We start from the raw sequence: 25,153 nt of genomic DNA, 5'->3' as shown, positions 1-25,153 counted from the left end.
AGCTCATGGCACGTCAGTTCACCCGTTCCGAGTTCTATGAGCTCGTCTGGTCCAAGCCGATGACGCACTTGGCCAAGGAATTTGGTCTTTCTGACGTGGCCTTGCACAAAATCTGTCGCAAGCACGATGTGCCCAACCCTCCGCTGGGATGGTGGGCAAAACATGCAGCGGGCCAAAGGGTCAAACGAACACCGCTACCCAAGCTTAGGTCGGGCATTCCCGATACGATCAACATCGCTGGCGGAGAGCTACGCAACGAGCCCGATTCCGTCGCGCAAATGCGCGAAGAGGCCCGCGTTCGGGCCTCGGCATTCGATCCCAAAAAGGTCGATCCGGAACATTCCATTGTAACGCGATCGATGGCCAAGTTGCGCAAGGGAAAGCCCGACGAACAGGGAATGGTGAGGCTCGCTCAGTCCGGCTTGATCGACGTGGAGATCGCGCCGGATTCAATCGATCGGATCGAGCTATCGCTCAACCGAATAGTCACGGCAGCACAGGTCCAAGGCTTTGAACTCAGCGGCAAGGCTGAACGCGCCGAATTCACGGACGGAAGCGTGATTGTCCCCTTCAATCTAAAGGAAGCAGTTAAGCGGTCGCAGCACGAGCCCACGCCCGAGGAATTGGCGAAGGAAGAGAAGGAACGAAAACGGCGAGAGCGGCGCTGGGCGCGGAACGATTGGGATTACGTCCCCAGCTTTTCGTCATTTAGCCATTGGCCAGAATGGGATTATGCACCGACCGGCAAGGTATCGTTCGAGTTCGACCTCTATCTCCGATACTCGTCATCTCTCCGCCGCTCCTTCAAGGATGCCAAGATCCAGCGCCTGGAAAACATGGCGAACGATATCGCAGTGGGTCTTGCCGTACTGGCTTCTGCGAAGCGCGAGGATGACAGGCGAGCCGAGGAAGACCGCATCCGTGCGGAAGAAGAAGCGCGTCGGCGCAACGAGGCTAGACGGCTAGCCTATATCGAAGACCGGCGCCTCAAGGTGCTCGATCTCGTGTTCGAGCGGGTCGAGACCATACGCGTTTGTGACGCAGGCGCCTTCGCATTCGCTGCGCAGGTCACGAATCTCGGCGAGGAGCCGATAGAAGTGGCCGCCCTCGCGAGCCTCCAGATACCCCTGCCTGCGACTGCAGAAGCACTCGTTTCCTGGCGTGGGAGGCATAGTGCCGAGCTGCGGGAGTGCCGCGAAGCGATGCCCGAACATCGCTGGGAACGCGTGACCAGGCGCGGACTGTCGGGGCACGGCGGTCCGCCCGGCGTATATGTTCTCGATCGCGCATCGGGATGGGATCGCGGGCTTGCATGGGCGGTCCAGCTTGCATGGTCGGGCGATAGCGAGATTGCCGTCGAACGGGATGACGAGGGCTATTGGCACCTTTCTGCGCAAGCCACGCTTGCCACCGGTGAGATATCCCTCGCCACAGGTGAGACCTACCGCGCGCCGGAAGCGCTGCTCGCGATCTCGACCAAGGGACGCAATGGCGCCATGGCGCAGCAGCATGGCGCGGTGCGTGCGCTGGTCGACTGGCCGGGAGGTTCGATGACCCCGCGTCCGGTCCACCTCAATAGCTGGGAAGCCTGCTATTTCGCGCATGACGCGCAGCGTATCGCACGGCTCGCGCAGGCGGGAAGCAGCATCGGTATCGAGCGCTTCGTGCTCGATGATGGCTGGTTCAAGGGCCGCCGGCACGACCGTGCGGGGCTCGGCGACTGGGAGGCCGATCCGGAAACCTATTCCGACGGGCTGGGGCCCCTGGCTACGAAAATCCGCGATATGGGTCTCGAGTTCGGCCTGTGGGTCGAACCTGAAATGGTCAATCCCGACAGCGACCTTTATCGCGCCCATCCGGATTGGGCGCTCGCATCGCTGGATCGCGACCGGCCGACCGCGCGCAATCAGCTGGTGCTCGATATGCGCCGCGCGGATGTGCGCGACCATCTGTTCGCGCGGCTCGACGCGATCCTGTCGCAAACGCCGGTCGGCTATCTCAAGTGGGACCACAATCGTGACCACGCACCGTCGGGAGGTGCCAGCCAGACCCTGGGCAGCTACGAACTGCTCGAACGCGTACGAACCGCTCACCCAGCCGTAGAAATCGAGGGTTGCGCCGGTGGCGGAGGACGCAGCGATGCCGGCCTGGCGTCGTTCGTCCATCGGTTCTGGACGAGCGACAATATCGACGCCGTGGCCAGAGTCAGCATGCAGCGCGGCTTTCTTGCATTCCTGCCGCCCGAAATAATGGGGTCGCATGTCAGCGCAAGCCCGGCGCACGCGACCGGGCGTAGCCAAGCCATGGCGTTTCGCGCGGCGATCGCCTGCACCGGCCATCTCGGCATCGAGCTGGACCCGGATGCGCTGGCCGATGTCGACCGTGACGAACTGGCGCGATGGATAGATTTCTACAAACAATGGCGACATCTCCTGCACCTGACCCGCGTGGACCTCGGTGAGGGGACCGACCAGCTCTTGTGGCAAGCACACGGAAACCGGTCGGAAAAGCTGCTGTTCTGCATTCGCACATCGCCTGCGCAGGATCGCAGACCGCAACCGCTGCGCTTGCCCTTCGCATCGGAACGTCCAACCTGGCAGGTCAGGCTGCTCGCCATCGCTGAAGAGGCGGGCCATGGGTTGCCGCGCGCCGAGCTGTTCGACCGCATGGCTGGCGAGGCGATCGGGTTTACCGGAAGCTGGCTGGCCGAAAGCGGCTTGCCAATGCCGATCCAGAAGGCAGAGAGCGTGGCGGTTTTTCATCTTGAGGCGGCGGCATGACGGCAGGCGACCTCCCCCATCGGCGTCGAAACTTGCTTACGGGCGAATGGGTGCTGGTTTCACCGCAACGCTCGAAGCGGCCATGGCAGGGTGAAGAGGCTCCCGTACCGGCGAGTGACGCCCCGCGGCACGACCCGAACTGCTATCTGTGCCCCGGAAACAGGCGAACCGGCGGGACGACAAATCCGGACTATTCTCACACCTACGTATTTGCGAACGACTTTCCCGCCCTGCTCGACGAAGGCGCGAATGCTGCGGCTGGCGATCTGTTCGAGACGATGCCTGCGCGCGGCGAGGCCCGGGTGATCTGCTATTCTCCGAACCATTCACAAACACTTGCGAAACTGGACGATAGAGGTCGACGGGCGGTCGTCGACTGCTGGTGCGAACTTTCGGCCGAGATTGGCGCAGAATGGGCGTTCGTGCAGTTGTTCGAAAACAAGGGATCGATGATGGGCGCCTCGTCGCCCCACCCGCATGGACAGGTCTGGGCGAGCGATTTCGTGCCGCAGCTGGTCGAAACCGAAGACCGCCACCAGCGCGCTTTCCGAGAAAGGCACGGGCGGACCCTGCTCGCCGACGTGATCGAGGCCGAACTGACCGACGGCGCACGAGTGGTCGAGAAGAATGACGATTGGCTCGCGATTGTGCCGTTCTGGGCAGCCTGGCCTTTCGAACTTCTGCTCGTGGCCCGAAATGACATCGCGCGGCTGGAGCAAATGGGGGAGCGCTCGCGTGAAAGCCTGTCGCTGATCCTCGGCCGAATGCTCAGGCGCTATGACGGCCTTTTCGGGATCGACTTCCCCTATTCGATGGGCTGGCATGGCGCGCCCCATTCGCTCGCTGACGATGCCGCGCATTGGCGCCTGCACGCCCATTTCTATCCGCCACTGCTGCGCAGTGCCACGGTCCGCAAGCACATGGTGGGTTACGAACTACTGGCCGAGGTCCAGCGCGACCTTACTCCGGAAGACGCAGCCGCGCGCTTGCGCGAGGTTACGATCTGATGCCCGCACTCGACGCTGCCCGCGACTGTTTCGAGCGCAATTTCGGTACATCCCCCGATGGGGTCGCCTTCGCACCGGGCCGCGTCAACATCATCGGCGACCATACCGATTACAACGATGGCTTCGTTCTTCCCATGCCGCTAGCTCTTGGAACAGCAGTCGCGTTCAAGCGGCGCGGGAGCGACCTTATCGATGCGCGCGCCGGTGACTACGGCGATGCAGCCCTGCTGATCCGGCCTGACGACAAGGTACCGCTTCAGGATGGCTGGCGCTCGCTGGTCCACGGCATGATTCACCTGTTGCGCGAGGAAGGCCTGGTGGCAGGCGGTCTGGACCTTGCCATCGCGGGCGATCTTCCGCGCGGGTCGGGCCTGTCCTCATCGGCCTCGCTCTGCATCGCAATCGCGCGTGCCGCGTTCGATGCCGCCGGACAAATGATAGAATCGCCGACGCGCGTCGCACAGATCGCACAGCAGGTTGAGCATCGTTACGCGGGGGTGGCGTGCGGGATCATGGACCAGATGGTCATTGCAGCCGGTGAAGCAGGCCGCGCCATGCTGCTCGACTGCGGCACCCTCGAATGGCGCCAGATCGATCTGCCGACGGACTGGAGCGTGCTCGTGCTCCAGTCCGGCGTGACGCGCGAGCTGGTCGATGGCGCGTACAATGCGCGCCGCGCCGATTGCGAGGCTGCCTGCCGAACCTTGGGAGTCGCAACACTGCGCGACGTCGCTCCGGGAAGCTCCGGCCTGTCCACTCTCGCCGGGACCGAAGCGCTGAGAGCGCAGCATGTCGTGGGAGAAATCGAGCGCACGCGTCAGGCTGCCGATGCCATTGCCGAGCGCGATATCGGTCGCCTGGGCCTGCTCCTGCGCGAGGCCCACGCTTCGATGCGCGACTTGTTCGAGGCCAGCCACCCGCAGGTTGACGCCCAGGTCGACTGGCTCAACGAGATCATCGGGCCTGCCGGCGGTGCGCGCATGACCGGCGGCGGTTTCGGCGGATCGATCGTGCTGGTGTGCGAGGCGAGCGCGCGTGAGCGGATCGAAGCCGCGGTCGAGCAGGTCGGCAAACCGCAATACGGCCTGGGCGACCTCGTCATCAGGGCGCACGGCTGAGGACCGGTTGACGGAAGCGCAGGATGGCGACCCGCCAATCGACGGGCGACACCGCCAGGATCTAGTCGGCGCCTTCAGCCCTCATCGGTTCTGGCGCCCCTCGATCAGGCTCTCGACCACGCCAGGGTCGGCCAGTGTCGAGGTATCGCCGAGCGAGCCGAAATCGTTCTCCGCGATCTTGCGCAGGATGCGGCGCATGATCTTGCCGCTGCGCGTCTTGGGCAGAGCGGGCGTGAAATGCAGATGGTCGGGTGTGGCGATGGGGCCGATTTCCTTGCGAACCCATTGGCGCAACTCGGCCTCCAGTTCCTCGCCGCCCTCGTCACTCTCCATCAGCGTGACATAGCAATAGATGCCCTGCCCCTTGATATCGTGAGGGTAGCCGACGACCGCGGCTTCCGACACGCGGGGATGGAGCACCAGCGCGCTCTCGACTTCCGCCGTGCCCATCCGGTGGCCGGAAACGTTGATGACATCGTCGACACGGCCAGTGATGCGGTAATAGCCATCGGCATCGCGCTTGCACCCGTCGCCGGTGAAATACTTGCCCCGATAGGTGCTGAAATAGGTCTGCACGAACCGCTCGTGGTCGCCATAGACGGTGCGTGCCTGGCCGGGCCAGCTATGGGTCAGGCACAGATTGCCTTCGTTTGCGCCCTCCAGGACCTCGCCTTCGTTGTCGACGAGCTGCGGCTGCACGCCGAAGAACGGCTTGCCCGCGCTGCCCGGTTTCATGTCGTGCGCGCCGGGGAGCGTGGTCAGCATGATACCGCCGGTTTCGGTCTGCCACCACGTGTCGATCACGGGGCAACGCCCGTCTCCGACGACTTCGTAATACCAGCGCCAGGCTTCGGGATTGATCGGTTCGCCGACGCTGCCGAGAAGCCGGATCGATGAGCGGTCGCGGCTGGTCACGTGATGATCGCCCTCGCGCATCAGCGCGCGGATCGCGGTGGGCGCCGTGTAGAAGATGTCGACCTTGTGCTTGTCGACCACGTCCCAGAAGCGTCCGTGATCAGGATAGTTCGGCACGCCTTCGAAGATCAGGCTGGTCGCACCGTTGATGAGCGGGCCGTAGACGATATAGCTATGGCCGGTGACCCAGCCGATGTCGGCCGTGCACCAATGCACCTCGCCCGGGCGGTAGTCGAAGCCATAGTGGAAGGTCGCGGCGGTCCAAACGCCGTAGCCGCCAGTCGTATGCAGCACGCCCTTCGGTTTGCCCGTGGATCCGCTGGTGTAGAGGATGAACAGCGGATCCTCCGCCTTCATCGGCTCGCACGGGCAATCGTCGTCCGACCGCACATCGTGATACCAGTGGTCGCGACCCTCGACGAACTCCACCTCGGCGCCGGTATGACGCACGACGAGCACGCCCTCTACCTGCACACCGTCGAGCGCAAGCGCGGCATCGACATTGGCCTTGAGCGGCACGGTCTTCCCTCCGCGCAGTCCGCTGTCGGCCGTGACCACGAAGCGGCTGTCGCAGTCCTTGATCCGTCCCGCCAGCGCCTCGGGCGAGAAGCCGCCGAAGACGACCGAGTGGATCGCGCCGATCCGCGCGCAGGCGAGCATCGCCAGTGTCCCCTCCACCACCATGGGCATATAGAGGGTGACGCGATCGCCCTTCCTGACGCCCATCGCCTTCAGCGCATTGGCCATCTGCACGACTTCCGCATGCAATTGGCGATAGGTCAGCGTGCGCGACGGGCTGGCCGGGTCGTCGGGCTCGAAGATCAGCGCGGTGGCATCGCCCCGTTCGGCCAGATGGCGGTCGACGGCATTATGGCAAAGGTTGAGAACGCCGTCCTCGAACCACTTGATGTCGACCGGATCGTAGGACCAATTCCCACCTTTCGTCGGCACTTGCTCCCAATCGAGACGCTTCGCCTGCTCCAGCCAGAAGCCGTCGGGATCCTCCATGCTGCGCCGGTACAGCGCCTCATACTGATCCGGCGTGCAATGGGTAGGTCCGGCCGAAGCGGGACGTTCGACGAAGGCGCTGGCGGTTTCGGTCATCGATCTCTCCTCGACGACCGTGTTAGCCAAAAACTACTCGGATGCCAGCACCCGGTCGACACCGGCTTGCGTGACGGAATGATAGCTGCTGCGCGTATCGGCATAGATGCGCTGCGCGATCGGGCGGCCCCAGTCCCCCTGGTCCCACAGCGTCTGGAACAGTGGGCGGACAAACTTCGCACGGCCAACGCGGGCAAGGAATGCCTCTGCTTTCGGCACCGCAGGCTCGTATCGATTGGCAAGCGCCAGCTCGAGCCAGAGGAACAGTTCCTCGTTATTGCCGGTCGAGGACAGGCCAAGTGCCTCGTTCAGCGCAGCCAGCTGGGCGGCGCTCCGGTCCTTCGGGATATTGTCGAGGAAGCGCTGGCGTTCGGCGCTGGTCCAGTCGGCATAGTCGCCAGGGATCGCCTCGCTTGCCGCATAGGCGCGCACGGCGGCATCAACCTCGGCGAAGGCCGCCGGGTCGGGTTTCGCGACATTCGCGGGCAGGCCCGGCTCGAAGATCCATTCGCGAAGCATCAGCCGCTCAGCCTCGGCCTCGCTCCGCACAAGGTTCGCCATCATGTCCTCGTAGAACATCTCGCTCGTCGCCGGCTGGAAGGCGTGATTATCGAACCACTGGCGCAGCCAGGCATCGAAGCGCTCGCGCCCGACAATGCTTTCCACTGTCATCAGGAAAAAAGCGCCTTTTTCATAGGCGACCGCGCTGCCGAGTTCGTACTCGCCATCCGTGCTGAGCGCGGTGCCGGGGGCGTCCTCGCCAACCTCGTCCAGCGTTTCACGGATGCTGGCGAACATCAGCGCAGCCTCCTGCTCCGCCCGCTTCTTGCCATAGACCGCCTCCATGATGCGGTTCTCGAAATAGGTGGTCACGCCTTCGTTCAGCCAGCTGTCGCCCCAGACTGCGTTGGTCACGAGATTGCCCGACCAGCTATGCGCCAGCTCATGCGCGATCAGCCCGTTGTTCGACCGGTCACCCGCAATGAAAGTCGGCGTGAGGAAGGTCATCACCGGGTTTTCCATCCCGCCATAGGGAAAGGCCGGCGGCAGGACGATCATGTCGTAGCGGCCCCAGCGATATTCGCCGTAAAGCGCTTCCGCGGCCTCAACCATCTCCTCGGTATCGCCGACTTCGGCCCGTGCTCGCGGAAGAGTTGCCGGTTCGGCCCAGACTCCGGTGCGCGGACCGATCGGGGCGAAGTCGATGTCGCCCGCGGCAATCGCGATGAGGTAGGGCGGGACGGGCTTGTCCATGACGAAGCGGAACGCGCGGCGACCATTGCCGAGATCCTCCGGCTCGCCCTGCCGCACGCCGCTCATCACGACGTCGAGCGGCTTGGGCGCGGTGATGCGCGCTTCCCATGTCTGGCGAATGCCGGGGCTGTCCTGCGTCGGGATCCAGGTCCGGTTTAGGATCGCCTGCCCCTGGCTGAACAGGAAGGGGTGCACGCCGCCCTCCGTCTGCTCGGGGCTCAGCCATTGGAGCGCAGCGGCATCGGAGGCCGCCGCATATTCGATCCTGAGCGTCTTCGCGCCGTCGAGCTGGATCGTCAGTGGGGCACCCTTGCCGCCCTGGGTCACCTCCTCGCCGACAGTGTAATCGAGCGCCCGCCCTGCCTCGTCGGTAATGGCAGCAATCTGAAGCCCCTTCGAATCGAGTACGATTTCCTGCGCATCCGGTTCGGCCAGGATGTCTAGCATTGCCGTGCCATCTACGCGTTGCGCGGCGAAATCGAGATCGAGATCGAGCGCAACATGTACAACCCGTGCGACCTGGGGCTGCGCATAGGTGGACGTGTCGACGGCCTCGGGTGTGGTGAGGATCGGCGCAATCCTGGCGAACGCATCGGGAACGGCCATGCGCTCATTGATCGCCTCGCCAGGGGTCGTGCAGGCGGTGCTGGCGAGCAGGAGGGCGAGAGGGGCAATAAGGCGACGCATATGGTTGGCTCCGATTGAAACTGCACTGATCCTGACTGACGATCAGCGGGGGTTGCGCCGCCTATCGCGCATCGTCCCTGACGAGGCTAGGCCCAGTTTTCCAAAACCTGCAAAGGCGGCTGGCCAAAGCGCGCATGGCGTGTATTGTGAACGTTATCAAAGGTTGGAGCCGCAGGTCGGCCAAAGGGAGGACAGATGAACCGTTTTCTGATCGCACTCGCCACCATACCGTTCGCGACCGGCTGCGTCCCGGTCGAGGGCGCCGGTACTGTCGATCCCGAAACCAATGGCCGTGAGGTGCTGTTCTTCGAAGGCTTCGACGACGGCTCGCTGGACCGGAGGAAGTGGAACGTCATCGGCATGGACTTCTGGGTCAACAACGAACAGCAGGCCTATGTCGACAGCCCGGAAACGATCCGCTTCGCGACCGAGTTCGAAGGTGCCGAAGGCGGTGTGCTGATCCTGAAGCCGGTCTTTCGCCCGGGCGTGGACACCAATGCCGACCGCAAGGCCGACTTCATCTCCGGCCGGATCAATACGCGCGACAATTTCGACTTTACCTATGGCCGGGCCGAGGCACGCATCCGCATGCCGCTGAACCGCGGGGCATGGCCGGCGTTCTGGCTGCTGGGCAACGGCCAATGGCCCTACACCGGCGAGATAGACATCATGGAATATGTCGGCGAGCCCGACTGGACGGCGGTGGCGATCCACGGCCCCGGCTATTCCGGCGAAACGCCATTCGTGGCACGGCGCAGCTTTCCTGACGGCGAGGACGCGAGCGGCTGGCATGTCTATGGCGTAGAGTGGACTCGCGATGCCATCGCCTTCGATGTCGACGGCGATGTCTTCTATACCGTCACGCGCGACGAAATCGAGGAAAAGGGCGAATGGCGCTTCGACACGCCCAAATTCGTCATTCTCAATTTTGCGATGGGCGGTGTGTACCCGTGGAAGGTCAACAAGCTCGAACAGCCCTATTACGGCATCCCGCAGGATACGGTCGACGCGGTCAAGGCCGGGGAAGTGCAGATGGAGGTCGACTGGGTCCGAGTGCTCGGCCCGGCCGAATAGTCAGCTCCAGGTCGCCTTGGGCGGCAGGCTCATGAGGATCGCGTCGATGTTGCCGCCGGTCTTGAGCCCGAACAGCGTGCCGCGGTCGTAAACGAGGTTGAACTCGGCATAGCGCCCGCGCCATTCGAGCTGTTGCGCCTTGTCGGCCTCGGTAAATTTGCTGTCCATCCGGCGACGGACCAGCTTGGGATAGATATCGAGGAAGGCCTCTCCTACGTCTTTCGTGAAAGCCAGGTTCCGCTCGAACGCTGCTTCATTCTCGCATTCGAGGTGATCGTAGAAAATGCCGCCGACGCCGCGATGCACGCCGCGGTGAGGGATGAAGAAATAGTCGTCCGCCCATTTCTTGAAGCGGTCGTAATATGTTGGGTTGTGCCCGGCGCAGGCGGCGCGGAAGCGCGCATGGAAATCCGCGGTGTCCTCCTCGTAAGGCAGCGGCGGGTTGAGATCGGCCCCGCCCCCGAACCATGCCGCCTGCGTCGTCAGGAAGCGCGTGTTCATGTGGACTGCGGGGACATGCGGGTTGGCCATGTGCGCAACCAGGCTGATGCCGGTGGCGGTGAAGCCGGGCTGCTCGGCACTCGCGCCGTTCACCTGGCCGGCGAATTCGGGCGAGAAACTGCCGCGCACGGTAGACACGTTCACGCCGACCTTCTCGAACAACTTGCCCTTCATCAGGCCCTGCACACCGCCGCCGGGATCGTCATTGCCTGCTTCTTCGCGATCCCAGGGGGTGTAGATGAATTCGGCATCCGACCCGGCTTCGCGCTCGATCGCCTCGAATTCGGCGCATATACGGTCGCGCAGGTCCTCGAACCATGTGCGGGCTTGGGCGGTCTGCTCGGTCCAGTCCATTCTTCGGAACTCCGTTCGCCCTGAGCTTGTCGAAGGGCCGTCCTTTTCTTCAGAAACCGCACTAGAAGAAAGGACAGGGCTTCGACAAGCTCAGCCCGAACGGATTTGGGGTTGCGCGCAACTATTGTCTGATGGCAATAGCGGCGCATGGTTCCCCTTTCGTTCGCAGGCGAGGAATGGCTCCTGACAGAGGGCCGCGCACTCTACTGGCCGCGTGAAAACGCGCTGCTGGTGGCCGACCTGCATCTTGAGAAGGGCAGCTTCTTCGCGCGGCACGGGCAGATGATACCGCCCTACGACAGCCGCGAGACGCTGGAGCGGGTCGCGCTCGCCATCCGCGACACCGGCGCGCGTCGCGTCATCACATTGGGCGACAATTTCCACGATTCGGACGGCTCGACCCGGCTGGAAGACCACGCCTGCGGCATGCTGGAGGCGCTGACGAAAGCGGTCGACTGGGTGTGGATCACCGGCAATCACGATCCGCATATGGAGGCGCGCTGTGGCGGCACGCTGGTCGAGGAAATCGAACTCGGCGGCGTCATCCTGCGCCACCGCGCCAGGCAAGGGGAGACACGCCCCGAACTGTCCGGCCACTACCACCCGCGCCTGCAGCTCAAGATCCGCCAGCGCATGATCCGCCGGCCCTGCGCGGTCCTCAGCGCCAACGAAGGTGCGGACGGCAAGCCCAGCGGCCGCATGATCCTGCCCGCCTTCGGTGCCTATACCGGTGGCATGAGCGCCGCCGATCCCGCGATCCTCAAGGCGCTGCAACCCGCCGATCGCATCGATGCGGTGGTTCCGGCTAAGGGCAAGCTGGCGCGGTTCCCGCTCTGGAAGGCCGCCTAGGATCCACCTTGGGTTTTCGCCCTAGCGAATTGGTGCGTTTCTTCCTATATCGCCGCCAGACAAACGGCAGAATCAGGAGAATGCCACATAGCACGTCCCCCCCGGCGCAGCATGCAAATGCCCGTGAAAAGCGGCCCGCGCTACGATAACATGATCAACGTCCCCAAGGTCCGCGTGATCGATCACGAAGGCGAGAACCTGGGGGTGATGTACACCCGCGAAGCGACGGAGCAGGCCAACGAACTGGGCCTCAACCTCGTCGAAGTGTCGCCCAACGCAGACCCGCCGGTGTGCAAGTTCCTCGATGTCGGCAAATATCGCTACGAGGCCCAGAAAAAGGCCAACCTGCAGCGCAAGACGCAGAAGACCCAGGATATCAAAGAGGTCAAGATGCGCCCGAACATCGACGATCACGATTACGACGTGAAAATGCGCAACGTGAACAAGTTCATCGAGAACGGCGACAAGGTGAAGTGCACCCTGCGCTTCCGCGGCCGCGAGATGGCGCACCAGCAGCTGGGCATGGACCTGCTGAACCGCGTGCGCGACGATACCGAAGAAATCGCCAAGGTGGAAAGCTTCCCGCGCCTCGAAGGCCGGCAGATGGTGATGGTGCTCGCGCCCAAATAAGCGCGATATCTCGATGCAGCTATTGCGAAGGGCGGCCCGCGGGTCGCCCTTTGTGCTTTGGGCATCGCGGGCGATTGAAGCAGTGCGCGCCGCCTGTTAGCAGCAGGCGCGGGAGGGTTCATGAACGCCAAGACGATCGGCTTGCTGCTGGGTGCGGCTGCGCTGTTGCTAACCATTCTCGTGCCGCCGCCTGCCGGGATGAGCCGCGAAGCGTTCATCGTTGCCGGGCTTGTCGTGCTGATGGCCGCATGGTGGATGACCGAGGCGCTGCCGCTGACCGCGACCGCGCTGATGCCCTTCCTCGTCCTGCCCTTCGCCGGCGTGATGACCGCGCGCGAAACAGCAAGCGCCTATTACTCGCCGATCCTGTTCCTGATCCTTGGCGGTGCCTTCATCGCCCTCGCGATCGAGCGGACCGGCCTGCACAAGCGACTCGCGCTGGCCCTGCTCCGCATGGTCGGCGGTCGCGGCGGACAAGCGGGCGTGCTGCTCGCCTTCATGGGAACCGCGGCGATCCTGTCGATGCTGATTTCCAATACGTCGACCGCGCTGATCATGATGCCGATGGCGGTGGCCGTGCTGGCTGGTGGCGGCGTGGCGGAGCGCGACACGGAAGGCCTCAGCGGCGCCCTGCCCATGGGCATCGCCTTCGCGGCCAGCATCGGCGGGCTCGGCACGCTTGTCGGATCGCCGACCAATGCCATCGCCGTCGGCCTGCTCGACACGCTGACCGGCACGCGGATCACCTTTGCAGAATGGATGGTCTATGGCTTGCCGGTGGTCATAATCGGCGTGCCGCTTGCCGCCTTCCTCGTCGCTCGCGTTCAGAAGGTGCGCGAACACCCGTTCGACGCGCGCGCGGCGCGCACCGCTATCGACACGCATGCCGCATGGTCTAGCGCCGAGAAGCGTCTGGTGCCCGTGGTTGCTGTCACCTTCCTGCTGTGGATGGGCCAGATGTGGATCGCACCGTTCTTGCCAGAAGGATCGCTGACCGATGGCACGATCGCCATTCTCATGGGGCTGACGCTGTTCCTGCTGCCCGACGGCACCGGGCGCCCCTTGCTCATCTGGGAGGAAGCCGACCGCGCGCCCTGGGGCGTCATCATGATGTTCGGCGGCGGCCTCGCCCTCGCTGCCGGAATGAGCGCGAGCGGACTGGCCGACTGGCTGGGCGAGGCACTGCTGCCGCTAGAGGCGTGGCCACTGGTCCTCGTCGCCATCGCAGTCGTCGCCATGGTCGTGCTGATCACGGAGTTCGCCAGCAATGTGGCGACCGCATCGGGGATCATCCCGGTGGTCGCGGCCCTCGTCGTTGCGCTCGGCGTCGATCCGATCCTGCTCGCCATGCCTGCCGCTCTCGCCGCGAGCTGGGGCTTCATGCTGCCCGCGGGCACCGGCCCGAACGCCATAGCCTGGGCGACCGGCCGCATCCGGATCGAACGCATGGTGAAGGCGGGCATCCTGCTCGACCTGTTCGGCATCGTGATGATCGTTGCGGTGGTGTGGGGGATGAATGCTCTGGTCGCTGGCTGATTTTCCTACTCGAGAAGCCGGAGCTATCCCGCCGGGGTGATGTGCCCTCAATGCCCAACCTGCCTCCCCGTAAGCCCCGCAAAAGTGGCCGCGAAGTTTTTCGTCCCTGGACTGTGGTCCATGCGGTCCATGTGACTGGACTCGTCGCAGTTGAAACCAACATCGGTCCAACATAAGGAGGCGGCGCAAGCGGCAGCTGGCGGAGATGCGTTCCTGCGGAGGTTAGGAACGGGCGCCCCGGCGGCCCCACCGGCTCCCGCCTTCCTGGGAGCGAGATTGCAGGAAGGATGCTCTCCCTCATGAGCGACAACGATATCGACCCCACCACCCCGCGCAAGAATCCCAAGGCCGAGGTCACGAAGATCAACGGCCGCGCGCTGAAGCCCAGCACGCTGATGATGGGCCACGGCTATGATCCGACCCTGTCGGAAGGCAGCCTCAAGGCGCCGATCTTCCTCACGAGCACTTTCGCCTTCCCCAGCGCCGCCGATGGCAAGCGCCATTTCGAAGGCATCACTGGCAAGCGCCCGGGCGGTGCGGACGGCCTCGTTTATTCGCGCTTCAATGCGCCGAACCAGGAAATCCTCGAGGATCGCCTCGCAGTGTGGGACGGCGCGGAAGAGGCGCTGTCGTTCTCGAGCGGCATGACCGCGATTGCCGTGTTGCTGCTGGCGGCCTGCAAGGCAGGCGACGTGATCGTCCACTCCGGCCCGCTCTATGCTGCGTCGGAAGGCTTCATTGCCAAGACGATGTCGAAATTCGGCGTGACCTTCATCGACTTCCCCGCGGGTGCCACGCGCGAACAGCTCGATGACGTGATGAGCAGGGCCAAGGCCCAGGCCGAAAGCCAGGGCGGCGAGGTGCCGATGATCTACCTCGAAAGCCCGGGCAACCCGACTAATGCGCTGGTCGATATCGAGGCAGTCAAGGCCGCCCGTGACGCGCATTTCGATCCCGACAAATGCTCGATCGCGATCGACAACACCTTTCTGGGTCCATTGTGGCAACGCCCTATCGATCATGGTGCCGACCTCGTGGTCTATTCGCTGACCAAGTATGTCGGCGGCCATTCGGACCTCGTCGCGGGCAGCGTCTCGGGCAAGAAGCGGTTCATCGATGCGATCCGCATGTTGCGCAACACGATGGGCGGGATCTGCGATCCGAACACGGCATGGATGCTGTGCCGCAGCCTCGAAACCGTCGAACTGCGCATGCAGCGAGCGGGTGAAAACGCAGCGAAGGTCTGCGACTTCCTGTCGAAGCATCCCAAGGTCGAAGGCCTCGGCTATCTCGGCATGATCAAGGACGAGCGCCAGCAGGACATCTACGATCGCCACTGCCTCGGCGCGGGCTCGACCTTCTCGCTACTGCTCAAGGGCGGCGAAGCGGAATGCTTCCGCTTCCTCGATGCGCTCAAGATCGCCAAGCTGGCGGTAAGCCTCGGCGGCACGGAAACCCTTGCCAGTCATCCGGCCAGCATGACGCACCTCTCGGTTGCCGAAGGCCGGCGGACGGAGCTGGGCATTTCGGACAACCTCGTGCGCATCAGCATCGGGATCGAGGATGCCGAGGACCTGATCGCCGACTTCGAACAGGCGCTGGAGGCGGTCTGAGCCGACCTGCGCCGACACGAATAGGCTTTCTGGCCTGCAAAGACACACTCCCCGGCGCTGGTCCGCGCCGGGGAGATGCCTTCGAGCATGATCTGGAAGTCGCGGCCCTGCGTCCGGCCTTTGCGGATGCCGGGCTGGAGCTGGTCGAGATCGACTGGCGCGCGCCCTTGGACCATTTTGATGGCCTGGCGCTGGTGCTGCTGGGCACGGCCTGGGATTACCAGGATCACCCAGCGGAATTTCTGGACAAGCTCGAGACTCTGCACACGCGCGACATCGCAGTCTGCAATCCGCCCGAGATTGTGCGATGGAATGCGGACAAGGGCTATTTGCGCGAGTTGGAAGAGGCCGGTGCAACTATCGTGCCGACGGCCTACTTCATGGACGCCGACGCAGGCGATGTCGGCGCGGCGATGGACATGTTCGATACGCCGTCAGTCGTCGTCAAGCGCCGCATCGGCGCGGGCGGACTCGGCCAGTTCCGCTTCACAGCCGATGCGATGCCCGCCCCCGACTGGCGGATGGGCCATCGCTGCCTGATCCAGCCCTTCCTGCCCAGCGTGATCGAGGAAGGCGAATACACCTTCCTCTTCATCGACGGAGAGTTCAGTCATGGAGTGCTGAAGCGCGCTGCTGCGGGCGAATATCGCATCCAGTCGCTCTTTGGTGGCTACGAGACCGACTTTACGCCTTGCGCCGATGACCTGGCCACCGCCCGGTCGGTGGTTGCCGCGCTGCCTTTTGCGACACCGCTGTACTGCCGGATCGACATGGCCCGGCTGCCCTCCGGAGCGCTGGCGGTCATGGAGGCCGAGTTGATCGAACCCTATCTCTATCCCGAGCAAGGCCCACAGCTCGGCGCGCGCCTTGCCGCCGCGATCCGCAAGCGGCTGGACTAGCCCTTCCACTCCCGCCGATCTTCTGCGGCTTTCAGCACTTCATACGCCAGTTGCAGCTTCTGGAATTCGGCCGCGGCGTCGGCGTCTCCCGGCTTGACGTCGGGATGCACGGTCTTCGCTTTCTCGCGCCACGCCTTCTTGACCATCGTAAAGTCGGCATCTGCCTCGAGTTCGAGAATATCGAGCGCCCGCATCTCGTCGGCGCTGCGCGATCCATCGCCGCTGCTGTTCCAGCCGTAATGCTGGGCCTCGGCATAGCCCGCGTTTTCGCTCCGCTCTGCCTTGGCGCGCGCTTCCTTTTCCGCCTTGTCGAGCCCTTCGAAATAATCCCATTTCGAATTGTATTCGGCGGCATGCTTTTGACAAAAGTACCAGCGGTCACGGCTATTGGGCGCCTTGGGAGCCGGGCAGTCGCCAGGCTCGTCGCATCCGTGACGGTCGCAGATCCGCACGTTCGTCGCCTCGCGCGAGGACCCGTATCCGCGCCAGCGGGGAAAACCCCAGTCGTTGGAGCGCCTAGCCTTGGGCATGGAGCGGGCAAGTCGTTTGTCGGGCTGGCATGGTCGTCAATCTAGGCGGGCTGGCGTCAGGCGCAAGCTCGGGGAACCGGTCTCAAATCGAAATGTTGCATCGCAGAAGATTTATTAATCCCGAATTGGCAAAGGCACCGGGGAAAGCGAGAGAGCATGAGCAAGCAGTTGTCCCTGTCCGCCCACATCAGCACCTGCCTGATGGCATTGTTGGCGCTTGCGATGACGCTGGGCTCACCTGACATCGAAAAAACCCGCAGCGCTGCTGGCGATACTCCGTTCGCTGCATTTCAGATCGGGCAATAGCGGGTCTGGACGCGCAGGAGGCTGAAAGGCCCCCGCGTGCGGCGGGGGCCCTTCGGCATTACGATCCAATCAATTGATGACGATAGTCGCGGCGCGGCGATTCTGCGCCCAGGCGGCTTCGTTCGATCCGAGAGCAACCGGACGTTCCTTGCCATAGCTGACTGTGCGGATGCGATTGGCCGGAACGCCGATCGAGACGAGGTAGTTCTTCGCCGCATTGGCGCGGCGCTCGCCCAGTGCGAGGTTGTACTCACGCGTCCCGCGCTCGTCGGCATGACCTTCGATCGTGAAGTTCAGCTGCGGATACTGACTGAAATACTGGCCCTGCGTCTGCAGCTTGGCCGAATCCTCGGCATCGATGTTGTATCGGTCGGTATCGAAATAGACGACCGTATTGGCGACGCCCACCGCATCGACGAAGTGCTGCTGGGTGCCGACCGTGGGACCAGCGGGCGCAGTCGTCGGCGTAGGCGTTGCGGTCTGCGTCGGCGGCGGAGGAAGCTCTTCCGGTGCCTTTTTCTGGCAGGCGGCCAGAGCGATCGTCGAAGCGAGTATAAGTCCTGTTGCAACACGTGTATTCATGGTGCTGTCCCCTTTTCAAACAGCTGGGTGAAGTCGGAATGCCCCCCGATTTCGTCCTATCAATGCTTCAATGCACTCACGGCAGGATCGGTCCCCACGACGGGTCCGAACCGTCTACCGGCGTGGGCAGGCGACGCTCGTTCTCGCCGGTCAGATCAACTTGCCACAGCGTTGCCTTGCCGCTGTTCCGCTCGGTGCGAAAAAACTGAATTATGCGGCCGTTGGGCGCCCAGGTCGGCGCCTCGTCCTGCCATCCGCGTGTAAGGGTTCGCACGCCACCACCCGAGGGCGTCATGACAGCGATATTGAAGCTGCTGGCGTTGGTGAAAGCAATCTGGTCTCCGCGCGGGCTCCATTCAGGCGTGGCGCAGCGTCCGCCCGCAAAGCTGATCCGGCGCTGGTTCGAGCCGTCGGAGTTCATGACATAGCACTGCTGGCTGCCAGACCGATCGCTTTCGAAGACGATGCGGCTGCCGTCGGGCGAGTAGGATCCGCCGATATCGATCCCCGGCGCGTCGGTTAGCCGGGTGGGCGTGCCACCGCTCGAAGAGACGCGATAGATGTCGGTATTGCCATTGACCGCCATCGAATAGAGGATCCAGCGGCCGTCCGGGCTCCACCGCGGGGCGAAGGTCGGATTGGTGCTCTCGGTCACCAGGGTCTGCCGCCCGGTGCCGATATCGTAGACATAGATGCGCGGATTGCCGTCGACATAGCTGAGATAGGACAGCTTCTTGTAGTCCGGCGAATAGCGCGGCGTCAGAGCGGTCGAGCGGCCTGTGGTAATAAAGCGGTGGTTCGCCCCGTCGCTGTCCATGATCGCGAGCCGCTTGGTGCGGTTATCCTTGGGGCCGGTTTCGGCAATATAGGCGATCCGGCTGTCGAAGAACGGGCTTTCACCGGTCAGACGCGAATAGACGAGGTCGGCGCATTTGTGCGCCGCGCGCCGCCAGTCGGCCGGTGCCACGATCCACCCTTCGCGCACCAGTTGTTGCTGCAGCGCCATGTCGTAGAGATAGCAACCGACCGTCAGTCGGTTGTCGCTGCGCGCTCGGACATAGCCATGGACCAGCATCTCGGCACCGCGGTTCGACCAGGTGGGCCAGTTCGGCGAATTGATTTCGGCAAAAGCGGGTTGCGGCAGCGCATCGGGACCGGTGGGCTTGAACAGCCCATTGTTGCGCAGGTCGGCGGTGATGACGCGTGCCAGCTCCTTGCCAAGCGCCGCCGTACCGTTCTGGTTGGCCGGCGTTGCGACATCGGCGTCGGTCGCAAAGCCGGGGATCGCAATACCGAGGTCATCGAGATTGCCTTCGAAGCTGACCGATCCGGTCAGTCCCTCGCCTTCCTCGATCGTTTCGACTTCGCCGCCCTCGGGCATCGGCTGGCCGAGATCCTGGTTCTGCGCCAGCAATGGCGAAGCAAGAAGGCCGACTGTTGCAAGGATCAAATATTTCACTGGGACAATCTCCAATCGAATCCAAACGGTCCGACAAGTTTCCACGCTTCGTAATACTGCTCGGGAAGATCGTCGAACGGCGCGGCAAGCTGCACGGCGCGTATGGCCTGTTCGGCATGACGACTTGCCTGCGCCCGGTTAGTGTCGTTTACACCCGTCTGCCGCACCATTTCCGGGCGTCCGGCGAGGCTTCCATCGGGATTTAGGCGAAAGCGCAGGAACGTGGTTATCTTCTCCACTTCGGGCCCGCTGGGCGGTTCCCAGCGCGGCTTGATCCGCCGGGCAATGGCCTGCACCAGCGAGGCCTTCGCGCTCGCACCGATCTGAGAGGCGGGGACGCGGGTTTCACTGGTCGTGGTGCTGCTGCCAGCCCCATCGAGGAAGTTGTCCCCAAGGCGCGAGCCGCCGCTACGCTCGCTGCTGCGCGGCTGCGTTTGCGTGCGCTGCTGCTCGCGGCGCGGGGCCTCGCGGGGTTGAGTGCGGGGCGCCGGGACCGGCGATTGTACACGCGGGACCGGCGGCGTGACTTGACGCGGGACCGGTGGCGCGACGGGCGCGACCTCCGGCGGTGCTGGACTGTCGGATAGGGTGGGCGCAGTCGCCGCACGGCTTTCCGGGACCGGATCGGGTGCAGTCGCCTCGAGTCCGACGTCTTCGGCCAGGCTGACCGTCATCCGCTCGACCGGTTCGAAAGTCGGGGCCGGCAGCAGGCCCTGAACGAACAGGGCGGCCAGCAGCGCCAAGTGCAGGATGAGCGCAACCAGTAGCCCGGTTCGTTCTTCGCTGCGAAAGGCGCTCTCTCCCATGCTCACGAGCTATTCTTCCGTCGATGAACCATTGTTGACCGGGGCGGAGACCGAGCCGCCGTTCGTCACCAGCGCAATGCGGTTCAGCCCTGCCCGATTGAGCTCGCCCATGACAGCCATGACGCGCCCGTAATCGAGTCCGCGATCGGCGCGCAGGGTGATGTCGGGACCTTCCCCGGTGCGGGGGATGCTGTCGAGCGCCTGCGGAAGACCGCCGACGGCAACCTGTGCGTCGTCGATATAGACATATCCGCTTTCGTCGATGCTGATCGTCACCTGCTGCGCTTCCTGCGGCAGCGAGTTGGCGCGGCTGTCGGGCAGGTTTATCGGCACGCCTGCGGTGAGCAGCGGCGCAGTCACCATGAAGATGATCAGCAGCACCAGCATGACGTCGACGAAAGGCGTGACGTTGATTTCCGACATGGGCCGCCGTCCGCCGCGCCCGCGCCGCCTGCCGCGACCGCCGCCGCCCGAGGCCAGCGACATCGCCATCTACCGCTGCTCCAGCTGGCGGCTGAAGGTAGCCGACAGCTTGTCCGCAAAGCGTTGCAGACGCGCTTCGTAGCGATCCACACGATGGCTGAAGCGGTTGTAGGCGATCACCGCCGGGATCGCCGCGAACAGGCCGATGGCAGTGGCGAACAGCGCCTCGGAGATACCCGGCGCCACCACGGCGAGCGAGCTGCTTTCCTGCGCGCCGATCTGGAAGAAACTGTTCATGATCCCCCAGACGGTGCCGAAAAGACCCACGAAGGGCGCAACCGATCCGACGGTGGCGAGGAAGTTCAGGCGCTCGGCGATATCGTCGGCCTCCAGCGCGATCTGGCTGTCCATGGCCACGGCGATGCGCCCGCGCAGTGCTTCCTTGTCGCGAACCTCGCCCTTGGTGGAGCGACGCCATTCGCCGACGGCGGCCTGCGCCACGCGTGCGGCGGGGATATCCTTGTTGCCCCGCTCCGAAGTGAAGCGGTCGAAATTGTCCGCCTGCCAAAATTCGCTTTCATACGCGATGGTCCGCTTGCGCAACCGGCCCATCCGCAGGCTGAAGCTGACGATGATCATCCACACCCAGACGCTGGCCAGCAGCAATCCCAGCATCACGAGCTGGACGACGATATCCGCGTCTAGAAAGAGCTGGATCGGATCGAGCCGCGTCGGGGCGGCGGCGACAAGCAACGAAAGTGTCGTCATTGGTCCTCGTGAATACCGAAACGCGCGAAGGCCGCGCGCCATTCTTCGGGCTGGCGCACCGGCCGGCCCTCGGGTGAAACGAAGCCGACGCGCAAATGTGCCTCGGCCAGCAAATCGTCTTCGCGAAACGCACGCTGGTGCATGCGACACGATGCAGCGCGCATCTGGGTGCAGGTAGTCACGATGACGAGGTCGTCATCGAGCTTCGCCGGCTGCAGATATTTGATCGAGAATTCCGACACGGCATAGGCGCCGATACCCTGCTCGATCGCGGAGCGCTGGTCGATCTCGAGCCGGCGCAGCAGATCGCTGCGCGCGCGTTCGAACCAGCGCAGGTAATTCGCGTGGTAGGTGATGCCCGACAGGTCGGTGTCCTCGTAATAGACGCGCACCCCATAGAGGTGGCGGCTGCCGTCGATCACGCCATCCGGGAAATTGGGCCTCGCATCCATCGGCGCGGCGTTTAGCTTAGCATCGAGTCCGGGCGCAATGCGAAACGACGAAGCGACTCGTGAGCGCGATCAACGCCGCGCGATCATCGGACCGAGCGGCTGCCCGCCGAAGATATGGACATGCAGATGCGGCACTTCCTGCCCGCCATGCGCGCCCACATTGGCCATCATGCGATAGCCGGGTTCGACCAAGCCCTTGTCACGCGCGACCTTGCCGACGGCGCGCACGAAACCGGCGATCTCCTCGGCCGACGCCTGCGCGCTGAAATCGTCCCAGCTGACGTAGCGACCCTTGGGCACGACCAGCGTGTGCACCTCGGCCTGCGGGTTGATATCCTCGAAGGCGAAGGCCCACTCGTCCTCGTAGACCTTGGTCGAGGGGATCTCCCCGCGCAGGATTTTCGCGAAGATGTTGTCGTCGTCATAGGGTTTTGTCGGGTCGATCGGCATCTATTCGCTCCTCGAATTTTTCTCGTCGATCCCGCTCACCCCCTCGCGCCGGTCGAGTTCCGCCAGCACATCGCGCAATTCGATATCCTTCGCGCCGAGCAGCACCAGCAGGTGGAACAGCACATCCGCCGCCTCGCCCACCAGTTCTTCCCGCGAGCCGGAGAGAGCTGCAACGCAGGCTTCGACTGCTTCCTCGCCGAGCTTGCGCGCCATGACGGGCAGGCCGCGATGGTTGAGCTGTGCGACATAGCTGGTCGCGGGGTCGGCATCGCGGCGCTGCGCAATGATTGTCTCGAGGCGGATCAGCGTTTCCATGAAAAAACCTTGTGTGCGTTCAACCGCGCGCGGGCAAGCCTGCGGCACGCAAGGCGGCATGCGCCTCGGCCACGGTATGCTCGCCAAAGTGGAAGATAGAGGCAGCGAGCACCGCACTGGCATGGCCCTTGGTCACGCCCTCGACCAGATGGTCCAGCGTACCGACGCCGCCGCTGGCGATGACCGGCACGGAGACGCTGTCGGCAATCGCGCGCGTGAGTTCTAGATCGTAACCCGCCTTTGTGCCGTCGCCGTCCATCGAGGTGACGAGCAATTCGCCCGCGCCGAGTTCGGCCAGTCGCTCGGCATGTTCGATGGCGTCGATCCCGGTCGGCTTGCGGCCCCCGTGGGTGTAGATCTCCCAGCCGCGAAAGCCCTCGCCTTCGGTCCGCGCTCGTGCATCGACACTGGCGACGACGCACTGGCTGCCGAACTTCTCGGCAATCTCGCGCACCAGCTCGGGCCGCGAGACGGCGGCCGAGTTGATCGCCACCTTGTCCGCCCCTGCGAGCAAAAGCGCCCGCGCATCCTCGACGCTGCGCACGCCGCCGCCGACGGTCAGCGGCATGAAGCACACCGCCGCTGTCCGCCGCACCATGTCGAGCAGCGTCCCCCGCCCTTCGTGGCTGGCGGAAATGTCGAGGAAGCACAGCTCGTCGGCCCCGGCGCGATCGTAGGCCTGGGCCTGCTCGACCGGATCGCCAGCGTCCTTGAGGTCAACGAAATTCACGCCCTTCACCACGCGCCCATCGGCGACGTCGAGACAGGGGATGACGCGGATCCGGACGGTCACGAGGGCTTCGCCAGTGCCAATGCCTCGGCAAGATCGAGCCGACCATCGTAGAGGGCCCGTCCGGTGATCACGCCCTCGATGCCATTCTCGGCATGTGGCTTGAGGGCCGCAATATCTTCGATCCCCGCGACACCGCCACTGGCGATGACGGGAATAGCGACCTGTCGCGCAAGCTCCACCGTCGCGTCGATGTTCACCCCCTTGAGCAGCCCGTCGCGCCCGATGTCGGTGAAGAGCAGCGCGGCGACGCCGGCATCCTCGAACCGGCGGGCGAGGTCGACCACGGGGACGTCGGAGACTTCCGCCCATCCCTCGGTCGCGACCATGCCGTCCTTTGCATCCACGGCAACGACGATCGCACCGGGATGCTCGCGCGCCATTCCCTTGACGAATTCGGGGTCCTTAAGTGCCGCGGAGCCCATCACGATCCGCGACACGCCCGCTTCGAACCAGCCCTCGACATCCGCGCGCTTGCGGATGCCCCCGCCCAGCTGGACAATGCCGGGGAAGGTCGCGACGATTCTCTCCACCGCTTCGCGATTCTGCGCCGACCCGGCAAAAGAGCCGTCAAGGTCGACCACATGCAGATACTCGGCGCCAGACTCGGCAAACAGTTTGGTCTGCGCAGCGGGATCGTCGCCATAGACAGTGGCGCGATCCATATCGCCTTCGGCCAGGCGCACCACCTGGCCGCCCTTCAAATCGATAGCAGGGAATACGATCACGGCTTCCACTCCAGGAAACGAGTCAGCGTTGCCAAGCCATAGTGCTGGCTTTTTTCCGGGTGGAACTGCACGCCGAGGATGTTGTCGCGTCCTACCGCCGCGACCAGCCCGCCGCCATGGTCGGTCATGGCGAGGACGTCTTTTCCGCTCTCGGCATGGAAATGGAAGGAATGGAGGAAATAGGCCTCGCCCTCGTCCACGACCTCGTGAAATTTCGCATGCGGCGTCAGCGCGACGTCGTTCCAGCCCATGTGCGGGACTTTCACGCTCTCGTCGGTCGGCGTGATCAGGCGCACCTCGCCCGCAATCCAGTCGAGCCCCGGCGTCGTGCCATGCTCCAGCCCGCGCGTTGCGAGCAATTGCATGCCGACGCAAATACCCAGGAATGGTGCGCCGCCCACGAACACCCGCTCGTGCATCGCCTCGATCGCGCCTTCGACGCCGCGCAAGCCCGCGGCGCAGGCCTTGAACGAGCCGACACCGGGCAGGACGATCCGGTCCGCTGCGCGAATGACATCGGGATCGTCGGTGACCTTCACCTTGGCCCCGACCTTCCTGAGCGCGTTTTCGACCGAATGCAGATTGCCCGCGCCATAATCGACGAGGGCTATAACCTCAGCCACCCAATTGTCCCTTTGTGCTCGGGATCGCGCCGCCCTTGCGCGGGTCGACCTCCACTGCGGCGCGCATCGCGCGGGCGAAACCCTTGTAGATCGCCTCGCAGATATGGTGGTTGTTGATGCCGTAGATCAGTTCGACATGCAACGTCAGGCCGCAGGTCTGGGCGACCGAATGGAACCAGTGCTCGATCAGCTCGGTGTCCCATTCGCCCAGCTTTTCCTGGCTGAACCCTGCCCGCCATACGAGATAGGGGCGCCCCGAGATGTCCAGCGCGACGCGGGCCAGCGTTTCGTCCATCGGCGAATAGGCACTGCCGTACCGCGCGATTCCACCCTTGTCGCCAAGAGCTTGCGCCAAGGCCTGCCCCAGCGCGAGAGCACTGTCTTCGGTCGTGTGATGCTGGTCGACATGCAGATCGCCATCGACCTTCATCGTCACGTCGATCAGCGAATGCTTCGCGAATTGCTCGACCATGTGGTCGAGGAAACCGATGCCCGTGGCGACATCGTAGGTACCTGTCCCGTCGAGCTTCACCTCGACAAGAATTTTCGTTTCCGCAGTGTTGCGCTCGATACGGCCTGTTCGCATGGCGCTCGCGCTAG

Annotated in this window: 26 protein-coding genes; 10 read left to right on the top strand and 16 right to left on the bottom strand. The window is 64.0% G+C overall.

The features are described from left to right. Nucleotides 1–5: 5 nt before the first annotated feature. From P8Q88_RS01080 to galK, 3 genes are read left to right on the top strand one after another with little or no spacing between them, the layout of a single operon-like run. Nucleotides 6–2,780, top strand: coding sequence for an alpha-galactosidase (locus P8Q88_RS01080; RefSeq protein ID WP_278321988.1), 2,775 nt, complete (start codon nucleotides 6–8; stop codon nucleotides 2,778–2,780). Continuing rightward, nucleotides 2,777–3,787 carry a UDP-glucose--hexose-1-phosphate uridylyltransferase gene (locus tag P8Q88_RS01075; RefSeq protein WP_278321987.1) on the top strand — a complete coding sequence of 337 codons (1,011 nt, stop codon included), beginning with the start codon at nucleotides 2,777–2,779 and terminating at the stop codon, nucleotides 3,785–3,787. Before P8Q88_RS01080 ends, P8Q88_RS01075 begins: the two co-directional genes overlap by 4 nt. Beyond that, a complete protein-coding gene (gene galK / locus P8Q88_RS01070; protein WP_278321986.1) occupies nucleotides 3,787–4,905 on the top strand; it encodes a galactokinase in 1,119 nt (372 codons plus the stop codon). Before P8Q88_RS01075 ends, galK begins: the two co-directional genes overlap by 1 nt. A gap of 81 nt (nucleotides 4,906–4,986) precedes the next feature. On the opposite strand, the gene acs is transcribed toward galK, so the two are convergent. Together acs and P8Q88_RS01060 are read right to left on the bottom strand one after the other, a co-directional pair. Continuing rightward, nucleotides 4,987–6,924 carry an acetate--CoA ligase gene (gene acs / locus P8Q88_RS01065; protein ID WP_278321985.1) on the bottom strand — a complete coding sequence of 646 codons (1,938 nt, stop codon included), beginning with the start codon at nucleotides 6,922–6,924 and terminating at the stop codon, nucleotides 4,987–4,989. A gap of 33 nt (nucleotides 6,925–6,957) precedes the next feature. Beyond that, nucleotides 6,958–8,865: a M1 family metallopeptidase gene (locus tag P8Q88_RS01060; protein ID WP_278321984.1), complete on the bottom strand. Its 1,908-nt coding sequence runs from the start codon at nucleotides 8,863–8,865 to the stop codon at nucleotides 6,958–6,960. Between the two features lie 195 nt (nucleotides 8,866–9,060). On the opposite strand from P8Q88_RS01060, the gene P8Q88_RS01055 reads away from it, so the two are divergent. Further along, a complete protein-coding gene (locus P8Q88_RS01055; RefSeq protein ID WP_278321983.1) occupies nucleotides 9,061–9,939 on the top strand; it encodes a glycoside hydrolase family 16 protein in 879 nt (292 codons plus the stop codon). Here the strand turns inward: P8Q88_RS01055 and hemF are convergent, their stop codons facing one another. After that, nucleotides 9,940–10,794, bottom strand: coding sequence for an oxygen-dependent coproporphyrinogen oxidase (gene hemF / locus P8Q88_RS01050; RefSeq protein ID WP_278321982.1), 855 nt, complete (start codon nucleotides 10,792–10,794; stop codon nucleotides 9,940–9,942). It lies immediately after the preceding gene. 147 nt (nucleotides 10,795–10,941) lie between these two features. Between hemF and pdeM the strand changes: the two genes are divergently transcribed. The 5 genes from pdeM to P8Q88_RS01025 all read left to right on the top strand — a co-directional run bounded on the left by pdeM (nucleotide 10,942) and on the right by P8Q88_RS01025 (nucleotide 16,321). Beyond that, nucleotides 10,942–11,643 carry a ligase-associated DNA damage response endonuclease PdeM gene (pdeM, locus tag P8Q88_RS01045; RefSeq protein ID WP_278321981.1) on the top strand — a complete coding sequence of 234 codons (702 nt, stop codon included), beginning with the start codon at nucleotides 10,942–10,944 and terminating at the stop codon, nucleotides 11,641–11,643. 111 nt (nucleotides 11,644–11,754) lie between these two features. After that, complete coding sequence (gene infC, locus P8Q88_RS01040) at nucleotides 11,755–12,273, top strand: translation initiation factor IF-3 (protein WP_278321980.1); 519 nt, start codon at nucleotides 11,755–11,757, stop codon at nucleotides 12,271–12,273. A 120-nt stretch (nucleotides 12,274–12,393) separates the two neighbouring features. Next, on the top strand, nucleotides 12,394–13,809 hold the full coding sequence (locus tag P8Q88_RS01035) for an SLC13 family permease (protein ID WP_278321979.1): 1,416 nt from the start codon (nucleotides 12,394–12,396) through the stop codon (nucleotides 13,807–13,809). 299 nt (nucleotides 13,810–14,108) lie between these two features. Beyond that, entirely contained in the window at nucleotides 14,109–15,422 is a 1,314-nt protein-coding gene (locus tag P8Q88_RS01030; RefSeq protein ID WP_278321978.1) for a cystathionine gamma-synthase family protein, read from the top strand. Then, nucleotides 15,419–16,321, top strand: coding sequence for an ATP-grasp domain-containing protein (locus P8Q88_RS01025; RefSeq protein WP_512700429.1), 903 nt, complete (start codon nucleotides 15,419–15,421; stop codon nucleotides 16,319–16,321). The genes P8Q88_RS01030 and P8Q88_RS01025 overlap by 4 nt, the downstream gene beginning before the upstream one ends. Here P8Q88_RS01025 and P8Q88_RS01020 read toward each other — a convergent pair. Then, complete coding sequence (locus P8Q88_RS01020) at nucleotides 16,318–16,851, bottom strand: J domain-containing protein (RefSeq protein ID WP_278321976.1); 534 nt, start codon at nucleotides 16,849–16,851, stop codon at nucleotides 16,318–16,320. The two genes, P8Q88_RS01025 and P8Q88_RS01020, sit on opposite strands and share 4 nt — an antisense overlap. A 156-nt stretch (nucleotides 16,852–17,007) precedes the next feature. Here P8Q88_RS01020 and P8Q88_RS01015 point away from each other — a divergent pair, with 156 nt between their 5' ends. Next, complete coding sequence (locus P8Q88_RS01015; RefSeq protein ID WP_278321975.1) at nucleotides 17,008–17,157, top strand: hypothetical protein; 150 nt, start codon at nucleotides 17,008–17,010, stop codon at nucleotides 17,155–17,157. A 69-nt stretch (nucleotides 17,158–17,226) separates the two neighbouring features. Here the strand turns inward: P8Q88_RS01015 and pal are convergent, their stop codons facing one another. From pal to hisB, 12 genes are all read right to left on the bottom strand, one after another. Further along, nucleotides 17,227–17,739: a peptidoglycan-associated lipoprotein Pal gene (gene pal, locus P8Q88_RS01010; protein ID WP_278321974.1), complete on the bottom strand. Its 513-nt coding sequence runs from the start codon at nucleotides 17,737–17,739 to the stop codon at nucleotides 17,227–17,229. Between the two features lie 76 nt (nucleotides 17,740–17,815). Beyond that, nucleotides 17,816–19,198: a Tol-Pal system beta propeller repeat protein TolB gene (tolB, locus tag P8Q88_RS01005; RefSeq protein WP_278321973.1), complete on the bottom strand. Its 1,383-nt coding sequence runs from the start codon at nucleotides 19,196–19,198 to the stop codon at nucleotides 17,816–17,818. Beyond that, nucleotides 19,195–20,004 carry a cell envelope integrity protein TolA gene (gene tolA / locus P8Q88_RS01000; protein ID WP_278322747.1) on the bottom strand — a complete coding sequence of 270 codons (810 nt, stop codon included), beginning with the start codon at nucleotides 20,002–20,004 and terminating at the stop codon, nucleotides 19,195–19,197. Before tolA ends, tolB begins: the two co-directional genes overlap by 4 nt. A gap of 9 nt (nucleotides 20,005–20,013) precedes the next feature. Next, complete coding sequence (locus tag P8Q88_RS00995) at nucleotides 20,014–20,496, bottom strand: ExbD/TolR family protein (protein WP_278321972.1); 483 nt, start codon at nucleotides 20,494–20,496, stop codon at nucleotides 20,014–20,016. Beyond that, complete coding sequence (gene tolQ, locus P8Q88_RS00990) at nucleotides 20,497–21,195, bottom strand: protein TolQ (protein WP_278321971.1); 699 nt, start codon at nucleotides 21,193–21,195, stop codon at nucleotides 20,497–20,499. Further along, nucleotides 21,192–21,647 carry a YbgC/FadM family acyl-CoA thioesterase gene (locus P8Q88_RS00985; RefSeq protein ID WP_278321970.1) on the bottom strand — a complete coding sequence of 152 codons (456 nt, stop codon included), beginning with the start codon at nucleotides 21,645–21,647 and terminating at the stop codon, nucleotides 21,192–21,194. Before P8Q88_RS00985 ends, tolQ begins: the two co-directional genes overlap by 4 nt. Before the next feature lie 69 nt (nucleotides 21,648–21,716). Next, the gene (locus P8Q88_RS00980) at nucleotides 21,717–22,097 is read right to left on the bottom strand and encodes a histidine triad nucleotide-binding protein (RefSeq protein WP_278321969.1); all 381 of its coding nucleotides are present in this window, start codon (nucleotides 22,095–22,097) and stop codon (nucleotides 21,717–21,719) included. After that, nucleotides 22,098–22,412 carry a phosphoribosyl-ATP diphosphatase gene (locus tag P8Q88_RS00975; RefSeq protein WP_278321968.1) on the bottom strand — a complete coding sequence of 105 codons (315 nt, stop codon included), beginning with the start codon at nucleotides 22,410–22,412 and terminating at the stop codon, nucleotides 22,098–22,100. A 19-nt stretch (nucleotides 22,413–22,431) separates the two neighbouring features. Beyond that, complete coding sequence (hisF, locus tag P8Q88_RS00970) at nucleotides 22,432–23,205, bottom strand: imidazole glycerol phosphate synthase subunit HisF (protein WP_278321967.1); 774 nt, start codon at nucleotides 23,203–23,205, stop codon at nucleotides 22,432–22,434. Next, entirely contained in the window at nucleotides 23,202–23,930 is a 729-nt protein-coding gene (gene hisA, locus P8Q88_RS00965; protein WP_278321966.1) for a 1-(5-phosphoribosyl)-5-[(5-phosphoribosylamino)methylideneamino]imidazole-4-carboxamide isomerase, read from the bottom strand. Before hisA ends, hisF begins: the two co-directional genes overlap by 4 nt. Beyond that, a complete protein-coding gene (gene hisH / locus P8Q88_RS00960) occupies nucleotides 23,927–24,553 on the bottom strand; it encodes an imidazole glycerol phosphate synthase subunit HisH (protein ID WP_278321965.1) in 627 nt (208 codons plus the stop codon). The genes hisA and hisH overlap by 4 nt, the downstream gene beginning before the upstream one ends. Continuing rightward, nucleotides 24,546–25,139 (bottom strand): imidazoleglycerol-phosphate dehydratase HisB, encoded by a 594-nt coding sequence (gene hisB / locus P8Q88_RS00955; protein WP_278321964.1) that lies wholly within the window; start codon nucleotides 25,137–25,139, stop codon nucleotides 24,546–24,548. The genes hisH and hisB overlap by 8 nt, the downstream gene beginning before the upstream one ends. Nucleotides 25,140–25,153: the final 14 nt, after the last annotated feature.

This window comes from Qipengyuania marincola (assembly GCF_029688625.1).
GTDB lineage: Bacteria > Pseudomonadota > Alphaproteobacteria > Sphingomonadales > Sphingomonadaceae > Qipengyuania.
This window is presented reverse-complemented; position numbering and strand designations above follow the sequence as displayed.